The 24,323-nt window shown below is 43.0% G+C and carries 23 protein-coding genes; 8 read left to right on the top strand and 15 right to left on the bottom strand.

The window, feature by feature from the left end; all coding sequences use genetic code 11:
• The first annotated feature begins 28 nt into the window (after positions 1–28).
• Positions 29–1,057 carry a glycosyltransferase gene (locus tag IQ283_RS02540; protein WP_194218588.1) on the top strand — a complete coding sequence of 343 codons (1,029 nt, stop codon included), beginning with the start codon at positions 29–31 and terminating at the stop codon, positions 1,055–1,057.
• 31 nt (positions 1,058–1,088) lie between these two features.
• Positions 1,089–1,694, top strand: a complete 606-nt coding sequence (locus IQ283_RS02535; protein WP_242057219.1) for a polysaccharide deacetylase family protein — start codon at positions 1,089–1,091, stop codon at positions 1,692–1,694.
• Positions 1,695–1,756: 62 nt separating this feature from the next.
• Here IQ283_RS02535 and IQ283_RS02530 read toward each other — a convergent pair whose 3' ends face one another.
• The 4 genes from IQ283_RS02530 to IQ283_RS02515 all read right to left on the bottom strand — a co-directional run bounded on the left by IQ283_RS02530 (position 1,757) and on the right by IQ283_RS02515 (position 4,951).
• A complete protein-coding gene (locus IQ283_RS02530; RefSeq protein WP_194218587.1) occupies positions 1,757–2,431 on the bottom strand; it encodes an MgtC/SapB family protein in 675 nt (224 codons plus the stop codon).
• 173 nt (positions 2,432–2,604) lie between these two features.
• On the bottom strand, positions 2,605–3,279 hold the full coding sequence (locus tag IQ283_RS02525) for an MgtC/SapB family protein (RefSeq protein WP_194218586.1): 675 nt from the start codon (positions 3,277–3,279) through the stop codon (positions 2,605–2,607).
• A 174-nt stretch (positions 3,280–3,453) separates the two neighbouring features.
• The gene (locus tag IQ283_RS02520; protein WP_194219568.1) at positions 3,454–4,266 is read right to left on the bottom strand and encodes a YitT family protein; all 813 of its coding nucleotides are present in this window, start codon (positions 4,264–4,266) and stop codon (positions 3,454–3,456) included.
• A 349-nt stretch (positions 4,267–4,615) separates the two neighbouring features.
• Positions 4,616–4,951 carry a hypothetical protein gene (locus tag IQ283_RS02515; protein ID WP_194218585.1) on the bottom strand — a complete coding sequence of 112 codons (336 nt, stop codon included), beginning with the start codon at positions 4,949–4,951 and terminating at the stop codon, positions 4,616–4,618.
• A 314-nt stretch (positions 4,952–5,265) separates the two neighbouring features.
• Here IQ283_RS02515 and asnB point away from each other — a divergent pair, with 314 nt between their 5' ends.
• Positions 5,266–7,086 (top strand): asparagine synthase (glutamine-hydrolyzing), encoded by a 1,821-nt coding sequence (gene asnB / locus IQ283_RS02510; RefSeq protein WP_194218584.1) that lies wholly within the window; start codon positions 5,266–5,268, stop codon positions 7,084–7,086.
• A 302-nt stretch (positions 7,087–7,388) separates the two neighbouring features.
• Positions 7,389–8,810, top strand: a complete 1,422-nt coding sequence (locus IQ283_RS02505; protein WP_194218583.1) for a peptide MFS transporter — start codon at positions 7,389–7,391, stop codon at positions 8,808–8,810.
• A gap of 120 nt (positions 8,811–8,930) precedes the next feature.
• Here the strand turns inward: IQ283_RS02505 and IQ283_RS02500 are convergent, their stop codons facing one another.
• Together IQ283_RS02500 and IQ283_RS02495 are read right to left on the bottom strand one after the other, a co-directional pair.
• Positions 8,931–9,665 (bottom strand): GntR family transcriptional regulator, encoded by a 735-nt coding sequence (locus tag IQ283_RS02500; RefSeq protein WP_194218582.1) that lies wholly within the window; start codon positions 9,663–9,665, stop codon positions 8,931–8,933.
• Between the two features lie 163 nt (positions 9,666–9,828).
• Positions 9,829–11,331, bottom strand: a complete 1,503-nt coding sequence (locus IQ283_RS02495; protein WP_206759421.1) for a plasmid pRiA4b ORF-3 family protein — start codon at positions 11,329–11,331, stop codon at positions 9,829–9,831.
• A 158-nt stretch (positions 11,332–11,489) separates the two neighbouring features.
• Here IQ283_RS02495 and IQ283_RS24055 point away from each other — a divergent pair, with 158 nt between their 5' ends.
• A complete protein-coding gene (locus IQ283_RS24055; RefSeq protein ID WP_242057218.1) occupies positions 11,490–12,212 on the top strand; it encodes a hypothetical protein in 723 nt (240 codons plus the stop codon).
• A gap of 108 nt (positions 12,213–12,320) precedes the next feature.
• Here the strand turns inward: IQ283_RS24055 and IQ283_RS02485 are convergent, their stop codons facing one another.
• The 6 genes from IQ283_RS02485 to IQ283_RS02460 form a co-directional block, all read right to left on the bottom strand.
• On the bottom strand, positions 12,321–13,496 hold the full coding sequence (locus IQ283_RS02485) for an FAD-dependent oxidoreductase (protein WP_194218580.1): 1,176 nt from the start codon (positions 13,494–13,496) through the stop codon (positions 12,321–12,323).
• Positions 13,497–13,507: 11 nt separating this feature from the next.
• The gene (locus IQ283_RS02480; protein ID WP_194218579.1) at positions 13,508–14,110 is read right to left on the bottom strand and encodes a TetR/AcrR family transcriptional regulator; all 603 of its coding nucleotides are present in this window, start codon (positions 14,108–14,110) and stop codon (positions 13,508–13,510) included.
• Positions 14,111–14,357: 247 nt separating this feature from the next.
• Positions 14,358–14,888, bottom strand: coding sequence for a chromate transporter (locus tag IQ283_RS02475; RefSeq protein WP_194218578.1), 531 nt, complete (start codon positions 14,886–14,888; stop codon positions 14,358–14,360).
• Positions 14,885–15,466 carry a chromate transporter gene (locus IQ283_RS02470; protein ID WP_194218577.1) on the bottom strand — a complete coding sequence of 194 codons (582 nt, stop codon included), beginning with the start codon at positions 15,464–15,466 and terminating at the stop codon, positions 14,885–14,887. The genes IQ283_RS02475 and IQ283_RS02470 overlap by 4 nt, the downstream gene beginning before the upstream one ends.
• Before the next feature lie 31 nt (positions 15,467–15,497).
• A complete protein-coding gene (locus IQ283_RS02465; protein ID WP_194218576.1) occupies positions 15,498–17,108 on the bottom strand; it encodes a gamma-glutamyltransferase family protein in 1,611 nt (536 codons plus the stop codon).
• Positions 17,109–17,311: 203 nt separating this feature from the next.
• A complete protein-coding gene (locus IQ283_RS02460) occupies positions 17,312–18,427 on the bottom strand; it encodes an NAD(P)/FAD-dependent oxidoreductase (protein ID WP_194218575.1) in 1,116 nt (371 codons plus the stop codon).
• A 183-nt stretch (positions 18,428–18,610) separates the two neighbouring features.
• On the opposite strand from IQ283_RS02460, the gene IQ283_RS02455 reads away from it, so the two are divergent.
• Together IQ283_RS02455 and IQ283_RS02450 are read left to right on the top strand one after the other, a co-directional pair.
• Positions 18,611–19,261: a cyclase family protein gene (locus tag IQ283_RS02455; RefSeq protein WP_194218574.1), complete on the top strand. Its 651-nt coding sequence runs from the start codon at positions 18,611–18,613 to the stop codon at positions 19,259–19,261.
• A gap of 117 nt (positions 19,262–19,378) precedes the next feature.
• Entirely contained in the window at positions 19,379–20,029 is a 651-nt protein-coding gene (locus IQ283_RS02450) for a DUF1796 family putative cysteine peptidase (protein WP_194218573.1), read from the top strand.
• 112 nt (positions 20,030–20,141) lie between these two features.
• On the opposite strand, the gene IQ283_RS02445 is transcribed toward IQ283_RS02450, so the two are convergent.
• Positions 20,142–20,519, bottom strand: coding sequence for a hypothetical protein (locus IQ283_RS02445; RefSeq protein ID WP_194218572.1), 378 nt, complete (start codon positions 20,517–20,519; stop codon positions 20,142–20,144).
• Between the two features lie 210 nt (positions 20,520–20,729).
• Positions 20,730–21,545, bottom strand: coding sequence for an alpha/beta fold hydrolase (locus IQ283_RS02440; protein WP_194218571.1), 816 nt, complete (start codon positions 21,543–21,545; stop codon positions 20,730–20,732).
• 289 nt (positions 21,546–21,834) lie between these two features.
• On the opposite strand from IQ283_RS02440, the gene paaK reads away from it, so the two are divergent.
• On the top strand, positions 21,835–23,175 hold the full coding sequence (paaK, locus tag IQ283_RS02435; protein WP_194218570.1) for a phenylacetate--CoA ligase PaaK: 1,341 nt from the start codon (positions 21,835–21,837) through the stop codon (positions 23,173–23,175).
• Positions 23,176–23,276: 101 nt separating this feature from the next.
• Here the strand turns inward: paaK and IQ283_RS02430 are convergent, their stop codons facing one another.
• A complete protein-coding gene (locus IQ283_RS02430; RefSeq protein ID WP_194218569.1) occupies positions 23,277–24,320 on the bottom strand; it encodes a Gfo/Idh/MocA family protein in 1,044 nt (347 codons plus the stop codon).
• Positions 24,321–24,323 lie beyond the last annotated feature (3 nt).

Here is a 24,323-nt window from a genome sequence, read left to right as displayed (position 1 = left end):
CACCCAAATGACTAAAGGATGAGCATGCATGAAAGTAATCCTCGCTACCCCTTTCTTTCACCAGCTTCGTGGCAATACGATCACCGTTCGGCGTATTGCTGATGGATTGATTCATGCTGGTGTCGAAACGGAAGTGATCTCTATAACAGAGCAAGACGATCATCACCATTCCCTTAAAGATGCTGATTTGATTCACGGTTTTAATGCTTATCGTTTTTATCAATTTAGAAAATCAATAAGTCCTCCAATCACAAGTTATACCGTTACACTAACGGGAACGGATTTGAACCATGACCTAATGAACCCAACTAGAAAAAACGATGTTATTGCCTGTTTAACGAATGCGTTAGCAGTCCATGTTTTTGATGAAAAGGCTAAGCGCATTGTTCTCAATATTTTACCAAAATTAGAAAATAAGCTTTATGTGATTGCACAGGGAACGAGCACCTCTAGAAAAAGAAACGTACTAGAGAAAACCAAACCGGACACGTTCCATTTTCTTTTTCCCGCAGGCATACGAAAAGTGAAAAACATTCCGTTCGCAATTAATAGTCTACTGGAATTACGCAAAACTAACGCAAACATTAACTTAACAATTGTCGGCCCAATAATAGAGCCTGATGAGGGAGAGCTCGTTCAGCAGTTAGTTTTAGAAAACAGTGACTGGGTGACTTATAAAGGAGTGATTCCTCATAAAGACATGGAAGCATTATACAGTAATGCAGATGCTGTAATTAATACATCTCATAGCGAAGGACAATCCTCTGCTATCCTCGAGGCGATGAGTTTCGGTTTACCTGTACTCGTCTCAAAAAACAAAGGAAACATGAGCCTCGTTTCGAACGAAGAGACTGGATTCGTTTATGACGGCATCAATCAATTCTTAACATATGCTATTCGTTTAATCGATAAAGCGTCTCTCCGAGAAGTACTAGGTGAAAATGCAGCTACGTATGTTGAAGAGCACCATTCTGCGACACAAGAAATCTCAGCAATGGTTAACATGTACGAAAAAAGTCTGGCAGAGCTAAAGAAAAGAGGAAACGATGATGATTAAAAGTCCATGAGTCGTTGACAGCTCAAGGGTCGTGTACGACTCTATTGATCAAAACGTCATTACATCAGGAGAAAAAGGAGCAAATAAGACAGTCATCTTAACCTTTGATGATGGTCCAGGACGTGTGCTTCCTAAACTTCTCGATATTTTAAAAAAGGAAGAGGTACAAGCCATGTTTTTCTGGCAGTCACGCCTCCTCTATAAAGAAAGACCTTGGAAAAGAGTACTAGATGAAGGTCACCTAATTGGCACCCACTCTTGCAAACATCCTAATTTAACAAAACTTAGTTATGCCGAGCAGTTTGAGGAGCTTGAATACAGCAAGCTAAAAATCCACGAAATCACCGGCTCACCTGTGACTTATTTTAGGCCGCCGTTTGGTCAATATAATCTTGAGACATTTAAAGCAGCTCAGGATCTTGGCTTAACAACGGTGATGTGGCGAATTAGCTCAATGGATTGGGAACTTGCACGCCATCCGGAAGAAATCTTACAAAATGTGATTCAGAACCTTGAAAATGGTGCCATTATTCTCCTTCATGAACTACAACAAACTATCCAGGTGCTCCCAGATCTAATCAAAAAAATCCGCGCCGAGGGCTATGAATTTTCCTTACTACCACCGTTGAAAAAATAAAAAAGAGGAGGTGGCTCATAAATGGCTACCTCCTTCCCTTTTTAGATCACGCAACGACTCATTTACCCTTCAACCTCTACTTCATTTACGCCTTCCACTTTTCGAAGAAGCTGATAAATATCCGTCGTATGATTTTTTTCAAACGTCATAAGTTTCAACTCAACTTGCGGGTTTCTATCTTTTGTATCTCGCACACGAACGTGTCGAATCTCAAAATCATTTGCCACAATGGCTTTCATAAAATGAGTCACATCTACACTTTTCTTTAACGTGATTTTGGCACGCATTTCCCGCTGTCTAAGTGCCTTTGGTCCAATCCGTTTGATGATCCATGGAAGAATATTCACACTGAACAGAATCAATCCAGCACCAACAAAAGCTTCATAATAAAAACCGGCACCCGCTGCTATTCCTAATCCAGATGCTCCCCAAATAATCGCTGCAGTTGTTAAGCCAGAAATCGCATCATTATTTCGCCGCAAGATTACACCAGCACCGATAAAACCAATCCCAGAAACAATTTGAGCCGCCAATCGCATTGGATCCGTTCGAATATTCGGGGAAAGCTCCGCGAACGTTTCCGCCGATTCAATCGACACGATCGTTAACAAACAGCTGCTTACTGCGATGACAATACAAGTCTTTAAACCGAGTGGCTTATGCTTTAACTCGCGCTCAATCCCAATCATTAATCCGAGCAAACCAGAAATACATAGTTTAATAAGCACAACTACCATCGTTCGTCATCTCCAACGTCGTAAAATAGAAGTAGCGCATCTCTGTATTACTCTATTCAGGAGAAGGAAATATTAGAATACGACGAATGGCCACTCCGAAGCACTTAGTTTAGAGTTCGACAGAATGTGAGCTAAATCGGGCGGTGACAGGCACCTTCGTGCCCCGCCACACGCTACCCCTCAACCTCCACAAACGTTGCTCCGTCAATGTCTCTTAGCTGCTGATAAATACTAGTCGTATGATTCGCTTCAAAGGTGAGCAGACGCAAATCTATTTGATGGTTTTTTTCCTTCGTATCGCGAACGCGAACGTGCTTGATTTCAAAATCGGCCGCCTGGATTGTTTTCATAAATGCGGTAATGTTCGTTCCTTTTCGAAGCGTAATTTTTGCTCTCATCTCACGCTGTCTTAGCTGGCTAGGGCCAATTTTTTTGATAATCCAGGGAAGGATATTTACGCTAAACAGAATCAAGCTTGCCCCTACAAACGCTTCAAAATAAAACCCCGCTCCTGCGGCGATACCTAGTCCAGAAGCTCCCCATATAATCGCCGCGGTTGTTAATCCTGAGATGGCATCGTTATTTCGTCTTAAAATAACGCCCGCACCGATAAAACCAATCCCAGAAACAACTTGAGCAGCAAGTCGCATTGGATCTGTTCGGATGTTGTCAGATATCTGAGAGTACGTTTCAGCGGATTCAATGGAAACAATCGTTAATAAGCAGCTGCTCACTGCAATAACCATACACGTTTTTAAACCTAGAGGCTTATGCTTTAACTCGCGTTCAATTCCAATCATGAGTCCTAGACAAGCTGATATACAAAGTTTAACGACGATAACTACCACGCGACACACCTGCCTTCAATAGATATTTCTATTATTTTACCAATAAAAGGAGCAAAGGATCAAAAGGAATTAACACTCACCCACGAAATAAATCAAATGCGTGAATCACAACACATAAAAAAGAGTCGCTAGAGGATCATCCTCTGCAACTCTCAAACGACTTTTATATCATCACTAATGAATATCTTTTTTCTTAAAGCGACCGCCTCTTACTTCTGCAATATCGGCCATCGCAAGGAAAGCCGAATCATCATGGTCAGCGACAATGTCTTTTAATTTCGCTTCTTCTAGTCGAGTGATCACACAGAAAATCACTTTCTTATCATCACCAGAAAAAGCACCCTCGCCGTGCAAATAGGTTACCCCTCTGCCTAAGCGGCTTAAAATAGCATCGCCGAGTTCTTTATGGTTGTCACTAATAATCCAAACGGACTTTGATTCATCAAGACCTTTGATCGTAATATCGATCATTTTATAAGCAACATAGTAGGCGAGCAATGAATACATCGCGCGATCAAAGCTGAATACGAATCCTGCGCTACCAAGAATGAACAGGTTCGCGAACATGATAATTTCTCCAACAGAGAACGGAAGCTTTTTACTCGCAAGAATCGCAAGAATTTCTGTTCCATCAAGTGATCCACCAAAACGAATGACCATTCCGACCCCAATTCCGAGGACAACTCCGCCAAACAATGTGGCTAAGAGAATGTCATCAGTAAAAGCCGGGACAGGATGCAATAGCGCAGTCGATATGGATAAAATCACGATACCGTACAGCGTTGAGAAAGCGAACGTCTTGCCAATTTGTTTGTAGCCAATATAAATAAACGGAAGGTTAAGAACGAATAAGAAAATTCCTAAGCTAATGCCACTTAAATGGGAGAGCATAATGGAAATACCAACAATCCCTCCGTCAATAACCTGATTGGGTACTAGAAAAACTTCTAGACCAACAGCCATAATAACGGCACCTAATGTAATCATAAACGTTCTTCTCGCTTTTTCTTGAAGCGGTGTTTTTTTATGAATTTTCGTTTCATTAATTAACTCTTCTATCGGTTTACTTTCACTCAAAATATTGCCTCCTCTTTATCTATCAAAACATTGTACTTATTTAAAATAAGATAACACTAACTGCAGTACACGATGACTAGACAGTTTCGCTGAGAGCTTAATCCTCCCCATAATTGGGAGGGTTAAAAGAACAGCCCATCCGAAACGTTCAAGCTTGCTTTGCCATCATTATTTCGCTCAACTATGGGCATTCATCATTTTAAACTTATCAAGAAAATGACATAGTAGTTCGGCATCATTGCTATTAGTGAATGATTGTTTATAGAAGGTTGATGAGGTAATTAGAGTGAACAGCATATACATTCAGGAAGCCTCTCGCATCAGGAAAAGCTTCTATTTGCATCATGTTTTTTTGAGGATATGTAAGATGATCCTGAAAGTTCTGCTCACTCGTAAACGGAACAAAAGGACCAATGACCTTTTGTTTCTGAAGAGAAACTGATGTCGGGGGAGGAATCAACTTTGCATCTGGGAGATAAGCAAATTCACTGATCGTCGGTTTATCGGCAGAATGATAATCATATTGATTTAATTGCTGTGCTGGATATATAAACACGAGAAAACCAAATAACATCAGCAGTAGCACCTGTCTCATCTCAAACCCTCCTCTCCCTGTCATACTTATCCACATCTTATTAATTTTATCACTGCTTGAAATTAATTGTCCACAAGTAGGCAACGCACGGGAGAAGTGATCGACAAAACTTGAGTTTTTTCGGGCGGTGACAGACACCATTATTTCCCACCTCTTCCTAAAGAGCAAGACTATTACACTACTGTTTTTCCAACAAAGGAAAATAAAACCATTTTTACAGGCTCTTTCACATGTTGACCCTCCCCGAATAAGAGGAATACGATTGGAAAGTACTTTAGAAATTTAAGCAATCTATTAAGAAAGAAGGAATTGTTATGTGTGGCATTACAGGTTGGATTAATTGGTCTGGTGACCTCTCAACGGAGCAAGATACGCTAAAGAAAATGGCAGATTCTATTGCTCACCGTGGACCTGATGAAGAAGGATTCTGGCTATCAGAACAGGCGGCACTCGCTCATCGTCGTTTGATCGTTATTGATCCTCGCGGCGGTAAACAGCCGATGACGTCATCAGATCAACAACTTGTTCTTACGTATAACGGGGAACTCTACAATTATCGGGAATTAACACAGGAACTAAAGCAGAAAGGGCATACGTTCACTTCTAATTCAGATACAGAAGTTGTCCTACACGCTTACATGGAATGGAAAGAAGAATGCGTGAAACATTTTAACGGCATCTTCGCATTTGCGATCTGGGATAAAAAAGAACAGCAGCTTTTCCTTGGCCGTGACCACCTCGGTGTCAAGCCGCTTTTCTATTCAAAACAGGGCGATTCACTCTTCTATGGCTCTGAAATGAAAGCGATTCTCGCGCACCCATCCGTGCAGCCACAAGTCGACCGTAAAGGCCTTGCTGAAGTTTTCGGAATGGGACCTATGCGAACACCTGGACAGGCTATTTTCAAAGGGATTGATGAAGTTCGTCCTGGGCATTACGTGATCGCAACAGCGGATTCCATCGAAGAGCACCGCTATTGGAAGTTAGAATCAAAGCCTCATACAGATGATGTAGATACGACAACTGAAACAATTCGTGAGCTTTTAACAGATACTGTTCAACGTCAGCTCATCTCTGATATGCCTGTTGTTTCGATGCTTTCAGGAGGACTTGATTCTAGTGGCCTAACAAGTCTTGCCGCTCAAGAATTCAAACAATCAGACAAAACGCTAGGAACCTATTCAATCGATTTCGACCAAAACGAAGATCACTTCCAAAAGGATTTCCTCAGACATGATATGGACGAGCCGTGGGTCAAACGAGTGTCTGACCATGTTGGAACAGACCATCATTCTGTCACGTTCGGAGCGGACCAGCTGCTTTCAAATCTCCTTGAACCAATGAGAGGACGAGATCTGCCCGGCGTCGGTGAAATCGAAACATCGCTCTATCTCCTTTTCAAAGAAATGAAAAAGGATGCTACCGTGGCGCTTTCTGGTGAGTCTGCCGATGAGGTATTCTCAGGTTATCCATGGTTCCATCAGGAAAAATATCTGGATGCTGAAGTATATCCATGGCTCGTGAACCTAAAAGGCATTTCTTCCGTGCTTTCTGAAGAAACGAAAAAACAAATTCAGCCTGAGCAATACCAGAAAGAGCGTTTTGCAGAAGCTTATGAAGAAATTCCATTCCTTGAAGGGGAAAGTGAGTTTGAAGCGAAACAGCGTCAAATGTCTTACTTTTTCATCACACGCTTCCTACCGTTTATGCTTGATCGCAAAGACCGCGCAAGTATGAAAATAGGCTTTGAAGTACGCGTACCTTTCTGTGATTATCGTATCGTTGAATACCTGTGGAACGTTCCAATTGATTACAAAAACGTCGATGACATTGAGAAAGGAATTCTACGTCGCGCTCTAAAAGGAACGCTTCCAGATGATGTCCTTTATCGTAAGAAAAGTGCGTATCCAAGTGATAAAGACCCAGTTTATCTTGAGGGCGTACAAAATTGGATGATCGGCATTCTCGACAATCCAGATTCCCCTATTCTTTCATTAATTGATACGAAAAAAGTTCGTGCGATTGCTTCGAATGAGGCAGAAGGATTGAATACCGATCAAATGAAAGGTCTACTCGACTACTTGATTCAAATCAACGCATGGCTTGATGAATACGATATTGAGCTTGTCAGCTAGACAAATATCACCGGAGAACGACTAGGTCGTTCTCCTTATTTTTTTAATTCAATTGTAATCGTTAGAATGCTTCGTCTAATTTTCATAAGTCTTTACATTACTTCTTAAATGCAACCAAACTAACGGTTTAAAGGCATTATTGAATCAAAAAACCTCCAATTTTCGACAGTGAATCCGTGATACCTCCTTATAATTTTTACAAATTTAAAAACATTTTAAAAAGGTGCACTTTTTCATTAACGCTTTAAATTGACAAATAATTTGCTAAAATGGGGAAGTTATAAAAAATTGGAGGTTTGATTATGGACACCACCATAGACGAGAAGCCAACGAAAAAAGGGAAGCTAAAACACCCTCCTGGCTTGTATCTTTTGTTTATCACAGAAATGTGGGAACGCTATAGCTTTTATGGAATGCGTTCAATACTCATTCTTTATTTAACCGCTGAGTTAATTAGCGGAGGACTGGGGATGGATCAAGATAAAGCACTATTGCTTTACGGTATGTACACTGGTCTTGTTTACTTCACACCATTAATTGGTGGATATTTAACCGATAAATTCATCGGATTAAGAACGGCCATTACCATTGGTGGTATTACAATGGCCATCGGTGATTTTACACTGTTTGCTGTCCAAGAACAATGGGGCCTTTATACCGGGTTATTGTTACTGATTATCGGTAATGGGTTTTTCAAACCTAATATTTCCACTCTTGTTGGAGAGCTATACAGTAAGAACGATAAGCGAAAAGATTCAGCGTTCACCATTTTCTATATGGGAATTAACCTTGGTGGCCTGATTTCACCATTAATTGCCGGTCTTTTATACGCTAATGTTTTCTATACAAATACAGGCGGCGTTGAAACGTTTGGATTTAAATATGCATTTCTAGCATCATCAATTGGGATGATTATCGGACAAATCACCTTTAATCTACTTTCTAAAAAATATCTTGGTAATATTGGAAGAACTCCATCCAGTAACCGTGTAACACCAACGATTGAAGGAAAAGCTAAGCCGCTTACAAAAATTGAAAAGCAGCGTACTTCAGTCATTCTAATCCTAGCCATTTTCACCGTTACATTCTGGGCAGGATTCGAACAAGCAGGTGCTTCCTTTACGCTTTATACAAGGGATTTCATAGATAGAACGGTCTTTGGCTACGAAGTACCAGTATCCTTCTTCCAATCACTGAACCCAATGTTTGTATTATTGCTAGCACCAATCATTTCAGCCATTTGGCTAAAACTAGCAAAATCAAAACGCGGTGATTTTGCCATTCCTACAAAAATGGCTTTCGGTTTAATCCTACTTGGTGTCGGATTCATGGTAATGGTTCCGGCGGTTATGATGACCGGTAGTGATGAAGGTAACATTGCAGTAAAAGCTAGCATGCTATTTATGGTTGTGACGTACTTCTTCCATACACTTGGCGAACTATCGCTTTCACCAATCGGACTTTCTCTAGTTAGTAAAATGTCTCCAGTGAAAATCGCTTCACTATTGATGGGTGTTTGGTTCCTAAGTAACGCTGCTGCTAACTACCTTGCAGGTTACATCGCTTCACTCACAACATCAGCGGGCTATCTTGAAATCTTCATTTATTTAGGTGTCGCTGCTCTAAGTTTAGGTGTGATCCTGCTCTTGCTTTCTAAGAAGCTACAAAAACTCATGCATCTTGAAGAATTTAATGAGGATCATGTTGCTAAGCAGATGAACTAAACCAATAAAATAGGCTAGTCAAAAAAGGGTTTGCTCTCCAAATGGAGAGCAAACCCTTTTCCGTTAATTCCTCACTGTTCTTACTATCGATAAACAATATATTTCTGTTCAGACCTCACTCTACCTCTCAAGCTCAATATTATAGTGATATTGATCGCTCCGGTACTTCGTTCTCGTATATTCGATCGGATGATCATTTATACCAAGACTTAGACGCGTCATTTCCAGGAGCGCTTCACCAGGGCGAATACCAAGTGCGTCTGCTTCGTTGATCGTGGCGTTAATTGCCGTGATTCGCTCACTCGCTTTTTTGAGATAATATTGATGTTGTTCAAGTACTTCATAATACATCGCCTGATTAAGATCAAATTTAATTAAAATCTCGCCAATTTCCTTTGGCCAGCACGTTCGTTCAAGAGCTATCGGCACCTCATCAGCAAAGCGAATCCGCTCCACAAGAAGGATTGGCTCACCTTCCGTTACCTTCAGCATATCGTTCTCATGGTAAAGGTCATCACGAAATTCTGCTCTCAGTACCTTTGAATGGGGAGTTTGTCCACGTTCCAGCACTTCTTCAGCGAAGCCCCTAAGCTTCCCAAGGTTTCCGATCAAATTCTGTGGTTTGACTACCGTTCCGCGCCCCTGCTTTTTCTCTAACAAGCCATTCTGCACAAGAATCGAAATCGCCTGCCTGATTGTCGTTCGACTTACATCAAATTCTTTGATGAGATCCTGTTCAGTAGGAATCAACGTATTCGGCTTCCAGGCACCGGTTTGAATTCGTTTAATCAGAACATCTTTTATTTGAAGGTATAGCGCTTCCCCTTTATTATGGTTCAGTTTATCTGATGACATATAAGCCTCTCCTCTTGAGCCGCCAACTGTTTGGCTCGGTTCATACATTCATTATAGCTAAAAAGGAGCTCGCTTTAAAAGAGTAGTGCCATTCTTGAAGCTAGGATCCCTTTTTGATATACCACCCGTTCGACAAAGAAGGACAAACATCGGGCGGTGCCTGTCACCGCTCAACTCTTTCTCTCACTTCTTCCACATTAAGTAGACGATTAACACGCACTAATCTAATACCGACTTTGGATGTCAGAGCTGAGATCTTGAGTGCAATTCGTTCTGAATCCACACAGATTTCAGCTGGCAAGAAACCGAGTTTATTAAGCATTTCTACTAGTGCTGCCTGTAGCTGTTTTCCATAATCAACTCTCTCAAACACCTGATAATAAACGATCATAGCCCCTTCATCTTCAACCCCAAGAACGACATTCGGAAAAAACGGACGTTCTCCATCTCTTTCCTGAATCGCTTCTTCTTCAAAGTATGATGCAAACTCAAGACGCATTTTCACCTGTCTATATTTCTGAATCCGCCTCATTTCAATCTCGGAAATCAGCACCGCCTCTTCCTCTTCAGGTTCTATAACAGCATTCATCACGCCATCTACCCACTGACCTGACTCCAGCAACCGTGCACGCCACCGCCCATCATAACCTTTTAACAAGTAGGCGTCATTCTTCTCCGTCTCTTCTACCACGTGAATCGCCTGCTTTAAGATCTCACAAAACGTCCGTACTTCCTTTCGAGAGAAATGCCACGGATAATATCCGGACGACATACTTCTAAAAACCGGCCATTCCTGCCGACCACGAAAACGAAGCCCCAGCTTTTTAATCCACCGAAGATCCTCTGTCTTTAACTCATCGCGAGCCTGAAACGCCAGCAACAAGCTACGCTCATATTCAATTACAGTCTGAATATCATCACGGCCATCCCTTACCGCCATTTTATAAGCAAGACCGTCATTACCAAGGTGAACGCCAAGCCCAAAGTGCTGCCCATTCATCCCGAGCACCGAACAATAAGCAACTTCACCCGTTCCCGGAATTTCTACAATGAACATCTCGTTGCTATGAATCCACTTCCAAGGTTGAAGCTTTCTATAGGCCATCGTAAGTTCAAAAAGCTCTTTCCACAGATCATGCTCACCTACCTCACTCTCTCTAAAAACAGCAAGTTGCTCATTAATACGCTTCATCTCACCTGCAGAAGGCATTTTTCCTTGCTCATACTGATCTCGCTTCCCTTCTTCAGGTGCGCCTTTATAGACCATTAAACATGTTGGAAAAGTTGCATCCTTCCGACCGCTAAACGCTTTTTCCAGAAAAATCTCATGCCGCCAGTTCTCCTCCGAACCATAAACGTATGTTAATGAAACCTGCTCCTCATTTAAAACATCCGAAAGCCGAACTTTACGTTCATCACGCATTTCCATTCCAGCGTTTTGAGAATCTACTTGTGTGGGACCAATGAATAATTCACTTTCTTCATCACCTAATGTAAATAAATCGCGATGATCCATAATAAAATAATGATGATGTGCGTTCGACCAATTAAAAGCAATTTGTATGTATTCATGTAGCTCACTAAGAAAGATCGAATCATCTACCTCAAATCGTCTCCAAATCTTTGATTTCATCTCAATTAGGCTCACTTTTATTTGGAAAATCACCATCTCTCATCCTTTCCTTATACTCTTGTAAAACGACTTTTTTCATAGTATAGCATGTCCCTCCGAAACACAGACTCGTCATTTTATGTGATAAATGACCTATCCCAGCAATATACATAGGATAGTAGCTTACTAAGACATGTTCGGAGGAATGTGTGTTGAAAAAAGGCCTAATCCTTACCCTCTCCATTGGAGGCGCAATCGCAACCATCCTTGTCAGCGTTTTAATCGGAGTGTTAATTGGGAACGCGGATCTTGAAGAAAACTACACCGAGGATTTGAAGAAAATCAAAGCAGAGATTACTGAATCTGAGAAGGCAGCGAAAGAAGAAGGTGAGAAGCTTCTATCGATTCAAAATGAAATGAGCAGTACAGAAGAGAAGCTTGCGACTGAAACTCAGAATCTAGAAGAAGCTAAAGTAAAAGCTGAGGAAGTAAAAAAGTTACTCGATGAGAAGGAAAATGTCTCTGCAGATATTGAAAAGTTAAAAAAAGAAAAGGAAAGCACGAAAAAAGAAATGAGCAAGCTTGAAGATGACATTAAAGCGAAAAAGGATAAAGTGAGCACACTAGATGACACAATCAAAGCAAAGAAAAAGGAGATTGATCAACTCGAAGAAACCATTGTAAAGAAAAACGAAGAACCTATTAAACTCAGCGCCGGCCAATATATTGTTGGCAGCGATATCCCAGAAGGTCGGTATCAAGTAACGAACGTTGGAGAAGGCACAAACTTCTTCGTTTATAACCCAAGTGGATTACCAACAGTAAACACCATACTAGGAGACAGCATTGTTGGAACGGGGGATTTCGTCTTCTTCACCAGTGATGGGGATATGATCGAAACCCTGGGACCGGTGAAGTTAATTCCAGTCGAATAAACAACACACCTAAAGCCCACGCTCACATGAGCGCGGGCTTTAGTTTCGACAATATGTGTGTTAATTCGGGCGGTGACAGGCACTCGCGACTTGCGAACTCACGCAAACTCACTTCGGCAGCCGCACCGTACTAAAGTTCACTAACTTCCTCACTCCCGGCCATACCGATACCCTCGTCAATACATCTCTAACAAAAATCCCCCACCAAGAAGAAGGCAAGAAGAAGCTCGCAAACCTTCTAGCCGACTTCTGAAGCTTATCGATATCTGGATGGAGAGACCGTTCATAATCCGTAAGCGCAGCTTCCAAATCATTTGGATGTTGATCAAGCGATTTTGCAAGCGTATATGCCCCCGCCATCGCCATGGAAGCACCCTGCCCGGCTAGTAACGAAATGCACTGACAGGAATCACCCACAAAAGTAATCCTGTCGTTTCGCCACTGGGATAATCCTACTTGCGACACCTCATCGAAGTAAAAATCCTTCGCCTCTTTGCCTGCTTCGAGCAAATCTGGAACAATCCAATTCATATGACCAAAATATTCATTCAGTTGCTCCAGTGCTTTTTCCTTTTGCACATGCCCCTGTTGTTCTGGATAGCGATATAAGAAAAACGTCGCCACTTTATTGCCTCGAATCGGATACACAGAAACCTGGCGATTCGGTTCCGAATACGTATAAAAATTCTTATCAATTTTTTCAAGAAAAGCAGGGTCTTCAACAATATAAGCCGCTGTATAATAACCCATGTAGCGAATTGGCTCCTTCTCTTCCTTAAACGAAAGAGAGCGCACTTTCGAGCGCACTTTCGATCGCATACCGTCCGCACCTACAACTAAATCACATGTAAGTTTCGTACCATCTGAGAGACTCACATGCGCCTTTTCCGCATCCTGTTCAATTCGCTCTGGAGATACCCCAAACCGAAACGTAACCTGTTCTCGAACCTTCTCATAAAGCACTGTCTCAAGATCTCCGCGCATAAAATTGAAGTGCTTTTGATTTAATAACTCACGCAGAGACTGATAGGAAACCCTGTATTTCTCCGAGCCATTTCCCTTCAAAAAAGAAAGAGAATCGATCGGATAATGAATACGACTTAAATCATCGAGCATGCCCAGCTTTTCAGCCACGTCATAACCTGCTCCAAAGAAATCAATCATATAGCCTTCCGTTCGTATCGAAGGAGATTTCTCAACAATCGTGACTTGATCTCCTCTTTCACTCAAACAATAAGCAAGGGTTAATCCTGCAATACCGCCACCCACAATACATACGTCCATCACGATTCACCTCACTTTAAAATAAATGTAAGCTTACGACCCGTTTGCTCTAACACTTCTTCAAGACTGCGCTCCTCCTGGTAAAGGTAAATAAGCGTTTCAAACATCACTGAACTATAAATAAGCTCAGCGGCAATTTCTACTTCGAAATTATCCCGAAGCTTACCTAGTCGCCTTATTTCCTTAAGAAGTTCAACCAGCTCTTCAATAAACATAAAATCGAGGTGCATCAAGCTTTGCAGGAATTCTGGTTTACTTTGATAAGCATTCAATGACGCCACAATCAATTCTCGAAAAAGCTTCTTCTCTAGCAAACTGAAGCCTTCCAAACGCTTCGTTAAATAATTTCGAACGGTAGCTTCAGCTGTCTCCTGAACTTCAAAACTTGGATCCTTCCTCTCTTCCATACCTGTAAATTCCGCTCGCATCACTTCAACCAGAAGCTCTGCTTTAGAAGGAAAGTAATTAAATAACGTTCCTGAACCGATCCCGGCCCTCCTAGCTACAAGCTCTGTTGATGTCTCTTCATATCCTTTTTCAAGAAAAAGACCTTTCGCTACCTCCATGATCGTCTTTCTCGTTGCCTGCTTCTTTTGTTCACGTAGTCCGCTCATCATAACCTCCTAATACCTCAGTTAATTTATGACTGCGCTCATTTATGAGTATACTCATATTTTAAACCTACTCGTATGAAACTGCAACCTTGCGTGGCAAGACTTCCTTATTCTTATATCCACATTTAAAAATGCGTTAGAACGATTCCTTCTAAAAAGGAATCGTTCTAACGCAAAACTCGACTTTATTCGCGCTAATTCGGGCGGTGACAGGCACTCGCTAACTCACGATCCACCGAACCCGCTCCTACCCCAAAAACACTGACCCATACGCCAGTGCCCCGACAATCACAAACGCCGGATGCACTTTCATCTTCTCCATCAGTACAAAACTAGCCACAATCAGAAAGATCGTTTGAACCAGCCCCGCACCTTCATATGAACTAGCAAAGAACTGAAACGCCATCACGCCAAGCAAGATCGCAATCGTCGGGCGAATGAGGGCCGTCATTTTTTTCACTTTTGGTGAGTTCTTAAACCGATTTAATAAACTCAGTAGGACAATCATCAGAACGAGCGAAGGTGCCACTGTCGCAAACACACCAACAAATGCGCCAAGAACCCCTCCCTGCCGAAACCCTATGTAACCTGCCATTTTCGTCGCAATTGGTCCAGGTAGCGCATTGGCCATCGCTAGCATTTCACTAAATTCATTCACACTCATCCAGCCGAACCGACCAACAACTTCATTTTCTACAAGCGGGATAGACGCAGGTCCGCCTCCGTAACCAACAATTCCAGGTATGAAAAACGCAACAAAGATATCCCAGTAAATCATGAGGATGGCTCCTTTCTCACCTGATCATCATCGGACTTCCCATCACTACGAGTCGGTTTAAGCAACGCATAAAGTAGCAAACACCCTATTACAATTCCCGGATGTATCCCCGCAATTTCAATAAATAAAAAGGAAGCAACCGTCAACACAATTGTTAAAATCCACCCTAAATTGCCCTGTGCTTTTCTGAAAAAATCATACGTTAACACGGCTAGCATAACACCAACCACTGGAACAACGGCCTGCGTCATCCCCTGTACCCATGCTTTTTCTCGAAACGTGGAAAGAAACGTTAGCAAGAAAATCATAATCCCAATCGTCGGCACAATCGTTGCCAGCACAGCATTCAGCATCCCCGTAATCCCTGCAACTCGATGCCCAATATACCCCGCCATTTTTGTCGCAATTGGACCAGGAAGTGAATTTCCTAAAGCGAGAATGTCCGCAAATTCATCGTCATCCATCCATTTGTATTTCTCAACTACCTCTTTATGTACCAGTGGAATAGAAGAAGGTCCTCCTCCGTACCCAAGCATTCCCACTCTAAAAAAAGCGAGAAAAAGATGCCACTGTTGCATGACTCACCACCTTCCGAAACCTCACGCCCTTTTAATAAGCGGCGATCGTTCCGTCTGTTCTTGATTCTGTGCCTCCAAATAAGGTACCTGACTGCTGATCACGCCAGATAATTTGTCCGCGGCCGAACGCACCCTTTTCCAACTGAACTTCGATTTGATGACCTTTTCGGCTAAGCGCCTCGGCAAGATGAGGAGGGAAAGTCGACTCAACCCACACGCGCTTCCCGTCAACCCACTGCCACCTCGGCGCATCAAGGGCAGACTGCGGATTTAAATGAAAATCAATCAGATTCGTAATCACCTGTAAATGCCCCTGCGGCTGCATAAAGCCTCCCATCACGCCAAACGGTCCAACCGCGTTACCATCTTTACTGAGAAATCCAGGAATGATCGTGTGATACGTCCGTTTTCCACCTTTTAGCGCATTGTCATGCTCAGGATCCATCGAAAAATTATGCCCGCGATTTTGGAGCGCAATCCCGGTGCCAGGCACCACAAGTCCTGAACCAAAGCCCATATAATTACTCTGAATAAACGAGACCATGTTTCCTTCATCATCAGCCGTCGCTAAATAGACAGTACCACCTTTTGGAGGCTGGCCAGGAGAGGGCAAAAGCGCTTCATCATCAATTAACTGACGGCGACTTTCACCGTAAGAAGGCGAGAGCAAATCCTGAACAGCGACTGACATTTCCTGCTCGTCAGTAATGTACTTCTGTCCATCCGCAAAAGCAAGCTTCATCGCTTCAATTTGCTTATGATATGTATCGACGGAATCTTTATGATCAAACTCAAACCCTTTTACGATATTCAGCGCAGACAATGCAATCAGTCCTTGCCCATTTGGGGGGATCTCCCAAACATCATACCCGCGATATTGAACTGAGATCGGATCGACCCACTCAGGTGCAAACCCCGAAAGATCTTCCTTCCTCAAATACCCATTATACGCTTTCGAAAAAGCATCAATCTTATCCGCAATTTCTCCCTGATAAAAAGAAGCGGCATCGGTTTCTGCGATTTGCCTTAACGTCTCCGCGTGACCCTTCGACTTCCAAACCTCGCCTACTTCAGGCGGACGACCGTCCGGCGCAAACGTTTCAAACCAGTGCTGAAACTCTTCTTTCTTTAACTCTTTTTCAAAATGCGCATAAGCATTCTTCCAAAACTTACTTAAAATCGGAGAAACCGGAAAACCTTCCTCAGCATAGTGAATCGCCGGCGCAAGCGCCTCTTTTAAGGAAAGTTTCCCAAATCGTTTCGACAAAGCAGCCCACGATGCCGGAACGCCTGGCACAGTAACAGGAATCCAACCGTATTTCGGAATTTCATTATACCCACGTTCTTTGACTGAATCAATGGAGATCGATTGTGGCGATGGTCCACTTCCATTCAAACCATGCAATTCACCCTTCGTCCAAACAAGAGCAAACGCATCTCCGCCGATCCCGTTTGACGTCGGCTCCACTACCGTCAATACTGCCGCAGTCGCAATCGCCGCATCAATCGCATTACCTCCTTTTTTCAACAAATCTAGTCCTGCCTGTGCCGCTAGCGGCTGGGAGGTGGCCACCATTCCTTTGTTCGCTACTGTTGTCATGCGCTGAGAAGCATAGGGATAATGTAAGTAGTCAGTTGTCATTGTTATAAAAGCTCCTTTCGATTTATGTAGAGATGAATAAGCTAAGCACTATTTCCGAATCTCAAAAAACCATAAAAAAGAAACCCCTTCATACCTCAGAGATTTTCCCATTATATAGGAAGCTCCCTTGGATGAAAAGGTTTTCTTTAGAATATTTTTATTTTTCGGTCACTTATCAAATTCTTCTCCACAAACGAGACAGCTCACCCAAACGCACTCCCAGGATGATACGCCTCAAGATCCAACTCATTCCTCTCCCCAAGCACCAACCGCGCAAGCTCAGCGCCAAGAAACGGGCCACTCGTTAATCCCGAAGCTCCAAGACCATTCGCCACCAACAGTCCTCTCACGCGAGGAACCGCTCCTGCTATCGGAACATTCCCTGGCGTAAACGGCCTGAAGCCTACCTTCGTCTCCACATACGTGCTATCCGATAGACCCGGAGCTACTTTCAACGCACGATCAATAATATGCTGAACACCACCCATCGTAACGCGCAGATCAAAGCCAGCCTGATCTTCCTGTGTGGACCCGATGACAATTCGCCCATTTTCAAACGGAAGGAAATATTGAATAAAAGGTGGCATGACGATTGGCCATTTTCCTGTATCCGTTTCAGGCAGATCGAGATGCACAATCTGGGCTTTTTGAGGTGAAACGAGGAACTTCATTCCAAGTGGCTGAAGCAGTTCACGCGCCCAAGCTCCTCCAGTGACAATCACATTGTTCGCAAAATAGTTCTCGCCATTCACCTCGACTCCGTTGACCTTCGCATCATCCCATAAAAGTGAGGCATCCCCATGAATCACCTTCGCACCGTGATTTTTTGCTCCTCGAATGAGTGCATTTCGTAAAGCTCCGCCATTTACACGTGCTGCCCCACTCACATGAACAGCGGCGTAATGATCTGAAAGCGGAGGAAACAGCGCATTTGTTTCAGCAGCTGAAAGCCGTGACACCTCTCCCATTTCAGGCGTATCCTTTCGTCGCTCCATCGCAAGCGCAAGCTTTCTCTCAAGCTTCGTCTCACCTGAATAAATGTTGATCGCGCCAACGCGAGCGTAGCCCGTATCCATTTCGCCATCTTTTCTCAACTCTTCTATTAATTCCGGATAATAACGCGCCCCAGCTTCGACGAGGCGATAAAATGCCCCTCCGCGTCGATTCGTTAGCCATGGACATACGATCCCAGCCGCCGCTTCTGTCGCCTGTCCTGCGTCTTTCCGATCAACGAGCATCACATCCGCTCCCTGCTTCGCCAGATGATAAGCCGTTGATGCTCCTAAAATACCAGATCCGATTACAATGATTGATTTCATATCTTACACCTTTTCGTCGTTTGTCTGATTAGGTATTTTACAGGAATGTCGGAAGAGACTCAATCACGGCATAGCTTGTGATCAAACAAACTTCATGACAAACTGAAGAAAAGGAAAGACTGTAGACGTATCCTGCTATTTTCACCTTTAATCAAACGTTTGTTTAAGAAGGAGGAGGCACATATGAATTTCAAAAAAATCATTGATCTCTCGATTCCAGTTAATAACGACACGCCTGTTTTCCCAGGTGATCCGAAACCGAACATCTATCCTGTAGCGGAGCATGACAAAGACGGATATCAGGTGACCCAAATGAATATCGGCACACATACCGGCACACACCTTGATGCCCCTTTCCACTTCCAGAAAGATGGCGATCCCATCGATCAATCGAATTTAATGAAAGTGATGGGACCCGGTCACGTCATTGATGTAACAGGCAAAGAGCCAGGCGAACAAATCACATTAAACGATGTAGCACACCAAATCGATAGCATCGTTCCAGGAACGATCGCTCTTTTCCATACAGGTTGGTCAAAACATATAGGAACACAGACTTATTTTAACTACCCTTACCTATCCGTCGATATTATTAATACACTACTAGAAAAAGGCGTCACCACTTTCTTTGTTGATGCGCTTAATGTTGATCAACCAGGTGGTTCAACATTTCCAGTTCATGAAGCCATTACGTCCAACAACGGTATTATCGGAGAGAATCTATGTAACCTTGACCAGATCGATTTTGAAAATCCGCTCATCATTGCGCTGCCGTTAAAACTTGAAGGATTGGATGGATCACCTGTGAGGGCAGTTGCGGTGGAAGTGGAATAGAAATCTTCCTTTACTTCGATTTCAACATCCATTTATTAACATTTTAGGTACTAACACAAACCAACTCGGTCAATAAAGCATCTACTAGTAGTAATTCATTTTATAGGAGGTGCTTTATTGAATTTAGACGAGATTAAAAAACCGTACGATCTTATCGTGAGTTTGGGTAGTTCATGCAGTCCTGCAGGTCATCTAAGAAGAAATCACTTAAGGAAATTTTCAATGCCTTTTGACTGGATTGTTACTCCGAAACTATCTGACATTAATCGAGTGATTCAACATCAGTTTAAAGATTTCATGTTACTAGAAAATTTACAACGCATAGATGGACAAGCAAACTTCCTCGACGATAACGAAGTTGCTCAAAATTCAAAAGCTTATTTTGTTCAAGATACGCATAATAATATGCTGTCTGTTCATGATTTCCCCATTCTTCCTAATAAAGAATGGAGCGATACCTATCCGGCCTATCGACAGAAGCTAGAGCGACGGATTGAACGATTTCTTCTGCAATTACAACAGGCTTCCTCCATTCTATTTATCAGATGGTCTGGTAACTATGCAGAAGCGATCGAAATGCAACAAACGTTAAAGAAATGCGTCAACGGATCATTTCATATTCTCTTGCTGACCCCTGATCCAAACCTCGAAATCGTTCAGGATACACACGTTCCAATGGAGGATATTTGTATTCTAAAAGTCCCTAACCAACCAGATAACACGTTGATGTGGGACAAGATATTAGATGGAATCTTATTAAAGCCCTAACTTATTCCCGCAGTAGGTCGATCATACACAAACAGAGCCCTTCTCTCTCCGAGAGCGGGCTCTGTTTTCATTCGACAAATAGTTGCACAGTTCGGGCGGTGACAGGCACCTCTTAATCTAAATCGAACTCCTCAGCAATCTCCGCCATATGGTAAGGCATCACTTCATCGTTCATAACGTTTTTAGCGTTTTTGAAGCGAGTGGGGTTTACTTTACGAACCTTCTCCGCACCCTTTCGGTCGTTTAATCCTCGATTCGCTTCATAACCTACATACGAAGGATATCGTGGCACTTCGATATCCTCTTTTCCACGTTCACTTCTCATAGTCGTTTTAGAAGCCTTCCCTCTCCATTGATCCGTTAAGTCAATTGCTGCGTCCGCTCCTTTAAGAATGGCTTTTCTAGTTCCTCTTCTTGCTCTCGTAGAAAAAGTAAGCAATAGGAGAGCAGCAGTCACTAAACTCCAAAAACCGTTTCTTTTCTTCCACATCACTAAGAACCTCCCAACAAATGGTATACCTACCTAATTATTTTGCTACAAATACCATCACATTATTCCCCTATCTTCCGATCACATCCTAATTGTTTCTACCCCAAATAAAAAGAGAGCCTCGATCAAACCGAGGCTCTCAAAATCATTCTATGAAATAAAATTCTTCCAAACATTAGATGGAGAATTCTCTCCAATAAGTATAAATATTTAAGTTCCCTGACGAACCTTCAATCTTACAAGATGCTTCTCCAACACTTTATTCACTTCCGGAGACTTCTCAAGCGCTACCGAATGACCCGCTCTCCCTATAACTTCGCATCGTCCATTCTCAACTGCTTTCGCAATGTTCTCGGACAGTTTAATCGTATACGCATGATCTTGCTCGCCTGCAACAGCAAGAACCGGCACGCTTACGCCTTCCAGTTCCTCAAGCACACTCTTTCGATGAATAACCTGGTGAGCCGCATCCCCTATGGATGGCTCAAGTTTTTTCATATAATCTCTCCAGTAGTTACGCTCTCTTTCGAATTCCATCGACCCAAGCGATGCATCACCAAACATGATGTACATCAGCGTATCCACAACTTCCTCCGCCCCATTCTTCTGAAGCTGTGTAACAAGCGGCTGGAACTCCTCTTTCTTGTACTCTGCTTCACCAGAGCTTCCAAGAACAACGCACGAATGAAGAAGATCCGGCCTTCTAGCCGCAAGTCTTAGGGCTATGAAACCACCCATCGAATTACCGATAAAATGACACTTCTCAATCCCAAGACTTTCAATCAACGCAGCAGCATCATTTGTAAGCGTATCCATATCGAGGTTTTCTAAAGAAGACCTCCCGCTATTCCCTTGACCGCGGTGGTCATAGCAAATGACTCTATAGTCTTTTGAAAAATGCTCCACCTGATGTTGAAACATATCTGAGTTAAAAAATAACGAATGACTAAAAACCAAAACCGGTGCATCCTTTGGACCATAATCTTCATAATAGAGCGGTGTTTCGTTCACTTCGATAAACGACACGGTAAACCATCTCCTTTAATATGAATTTTGTTATGGTATAACTCCTACAAAGTTCGCTACTAAACAGCATATCCCTCTTTTATAACTGCCTAATATCAAAACAATAGTGAAGAGAGAAACATTCGACAAATTCTTTCATATATCGGGCGGTGACAGGCACCACGCAGGCACCACGACCAAAGACACAATTCCGCTAATTCTCATTGACCACGCTTCCATAAAAAGGTACCTTTAATATGACACTTATGCTCTCAGTCGTTTATTTTGTATCATACAAGGAGGCTACCGTATGGCAATTTATTCTGAACGAGAAACTTGGAGCACCGCTCAAATGCATGACCATCAATTAGAAGGATTAAAACGAACAGTCAGACACGCCTACCAGAACATCCCTTTCTACCACGAGACTTTTAAGAACATACATATAACCCCAGGTGATATTCAGTCACTCGAGGATCTGCAACGACTTCCATTTACAAAGAAACATCACCTAAGAGAAAATTACCCTTTCAAGATGCTCGCCTGTCCTATGGACGAAGTTGTCCGCATCCATGCTTCATCTGGGACGAGCGGTAAACCTACCGTAGTCGCTTATACAAAGAATGATATTCAAAATTGGGCCGATATTGTTGCAAGATCGATCACACTCGCAGGCGGACAAAAGGGAGACATCCTTCATAACGCCTACGGATATGGACTGTTCACAGGTGGCCTCGGTCTCCATGCAGGCTCAGAGCGACTTGGCTGCGCAACAGTCCCGATATCAGGCGGAAATACAGCTAATCAAATTACCCTAATTCAAGATTTTAAGCCCAGAATCATTTGCTCCACTCCATCCTATCTCCTTAACATTGGAGAAGCTATGATGATGCAAGGCATTGATCCAGCTTCAACCTCATTACAATACGCCATTCTTGGTGCAGAGCCATGGTCGGAAGAAATGAGATTTCAAATTGAAAAATTATTCCATCTGAAAGCAACGGACATTTATGGATTAAGTGAAGTAATGGGACCGGGCATTGCAATGGAATGTGCAGAATGTCAGAATGGCCTCCACATCGCAGACGATCATTTTATCGCTGAAATCATTAACCCTGATACTCTCGATCAAGTCGACGAGGGACAATACGGCGAACTGGTTTTCACAAGCCTTACAAAAGAAGCGCTTCCAATAATAAGATACCGAACAGGTGACATCGCATCCATTACGAGAGAAAAGTGTCTTTGCGGCAGAACAACCACAAGAATGAGCCGTGTAAAAGGACGTATCGATGATATGCTGATTATCAGGGGAGTTAACGTTTTTCCTTCTGAAATCGAACGATATATATGTAATCTAGAAGAACTCGTCCCCCACTATCAAATCCACTTGCAGAAAAAAGGCCACTTAGATCACGTAACCTTGCATGTTGAAGTAAAGCAGGAGTTTTATAAGAAGCTAGAAATGAATTTTAACCATCCTATGGCGGTGAAGCTTGTTGAGAGTCTTGGAAAAACTCTTAAAATGAAAACGCTTATATCAGTGGATATCCAATTGAAAGAACCACACTCAATACCTCGCTCCGAAGGAAAAGCAAAGCGAGTGCTAGATGCCCGTACAAAAATTATTCCTAAAACTTCTATTCATTAATTCAAAACAGGCTGACGATTCATCTCGTCAGCCTGTTCGACATTTAGTGACATAGTTCGGGTGGTGACAGGCACCGCGCCAACCGCGCAACCACTCACCCCCTAAATAACCGCCCGCTCACCCTCTACCTCAACCACTCGCTTCGTTTCATTCGCTTCCAGTGCAGCTAAAATCACCTGCAACGATTTCATCCCTTCTTCACCACTCACGGCTGGTACGGTATCGTTCGCAATACAATCCACGAAATTCTCAACCACGTGCGTCGTTTGCTGTCCGCCCGCTTCATTTGTTTGGATTTTCTGAAGCTCATATTTCACGACATCACCGTTTTTGTACTGAACAACCAGTGAATGCTCCGGATCATCCTCTAGGCGAAGCACCGCATTTTCCCCATAGATTACGGTTGAATTATCGCCACCAGAAACGTAAGACCAGCTTGCTGCGAGTGTGCCAATCACTCCCGTCTTCGTTTTAAGAATACACACCGCATTATCATCCACATCCGTGTTATCCTTCGCCTTCGTTTCTACAAACGCGCCAACCTCCACAATTTCTCCAAGCAAATAGCGCATGAGATCTGATTTATGTACGCCAAGGTCTCCCATCGCTCCGATAAACGCTCGCTCTTTATCGAAGAACCAGCTATCCGCTCCATCAATACTCCACCGTTCAGGTCCAGGATGACCGAACGTTGTGCGGAAGCTGTAGACCTTTCCAATCTCGCCGCCTTCGATCAATTCCTTCGCTTTCACGTGTGACGCGACGAATCGCTGATTATGAGCAATCATTAGCTTTTTTCCATTTATCTCCGCTGCCTCATTCATTGCTTTCGCTTCCTCAATTGAAGTCGCCATCGGCTTTTCACAAAGAACGTGCTTCCCTGCTTTCAATGCCGCAATCGATACAGGTGCGTGCAATGCGTTTGGTAAACACACGCTCACTGCATCAATTTCATCATCTTCAAGTAACGTGAGATAATCAGTATATGCCGTGCCGCCATACAAGTTCACCATATCCTCCGCGCGCTCTTTCACCACATCACACACCGCTACAATTTCCACATTTTCCTCTGCATTGTACTCCGGCAAATGACGCCGTCTCGCAATACTTCCACAACCGATAACCGCTACTTTCATTTTTTTCATTCC

It is taken from the genome of Pseudalkalibacillus hwajinpoensis (assembly GCF_015234585.1).
GTDB lineage: Bacteria > Bacillota > Bacilli > Bacillales > Guptibacillaceae > Guptibacillus > Guptibacillus hwajinpoensis_B.
This window is presented reverse-complemented; position numbering and strand designations above follow the sequence as displayed.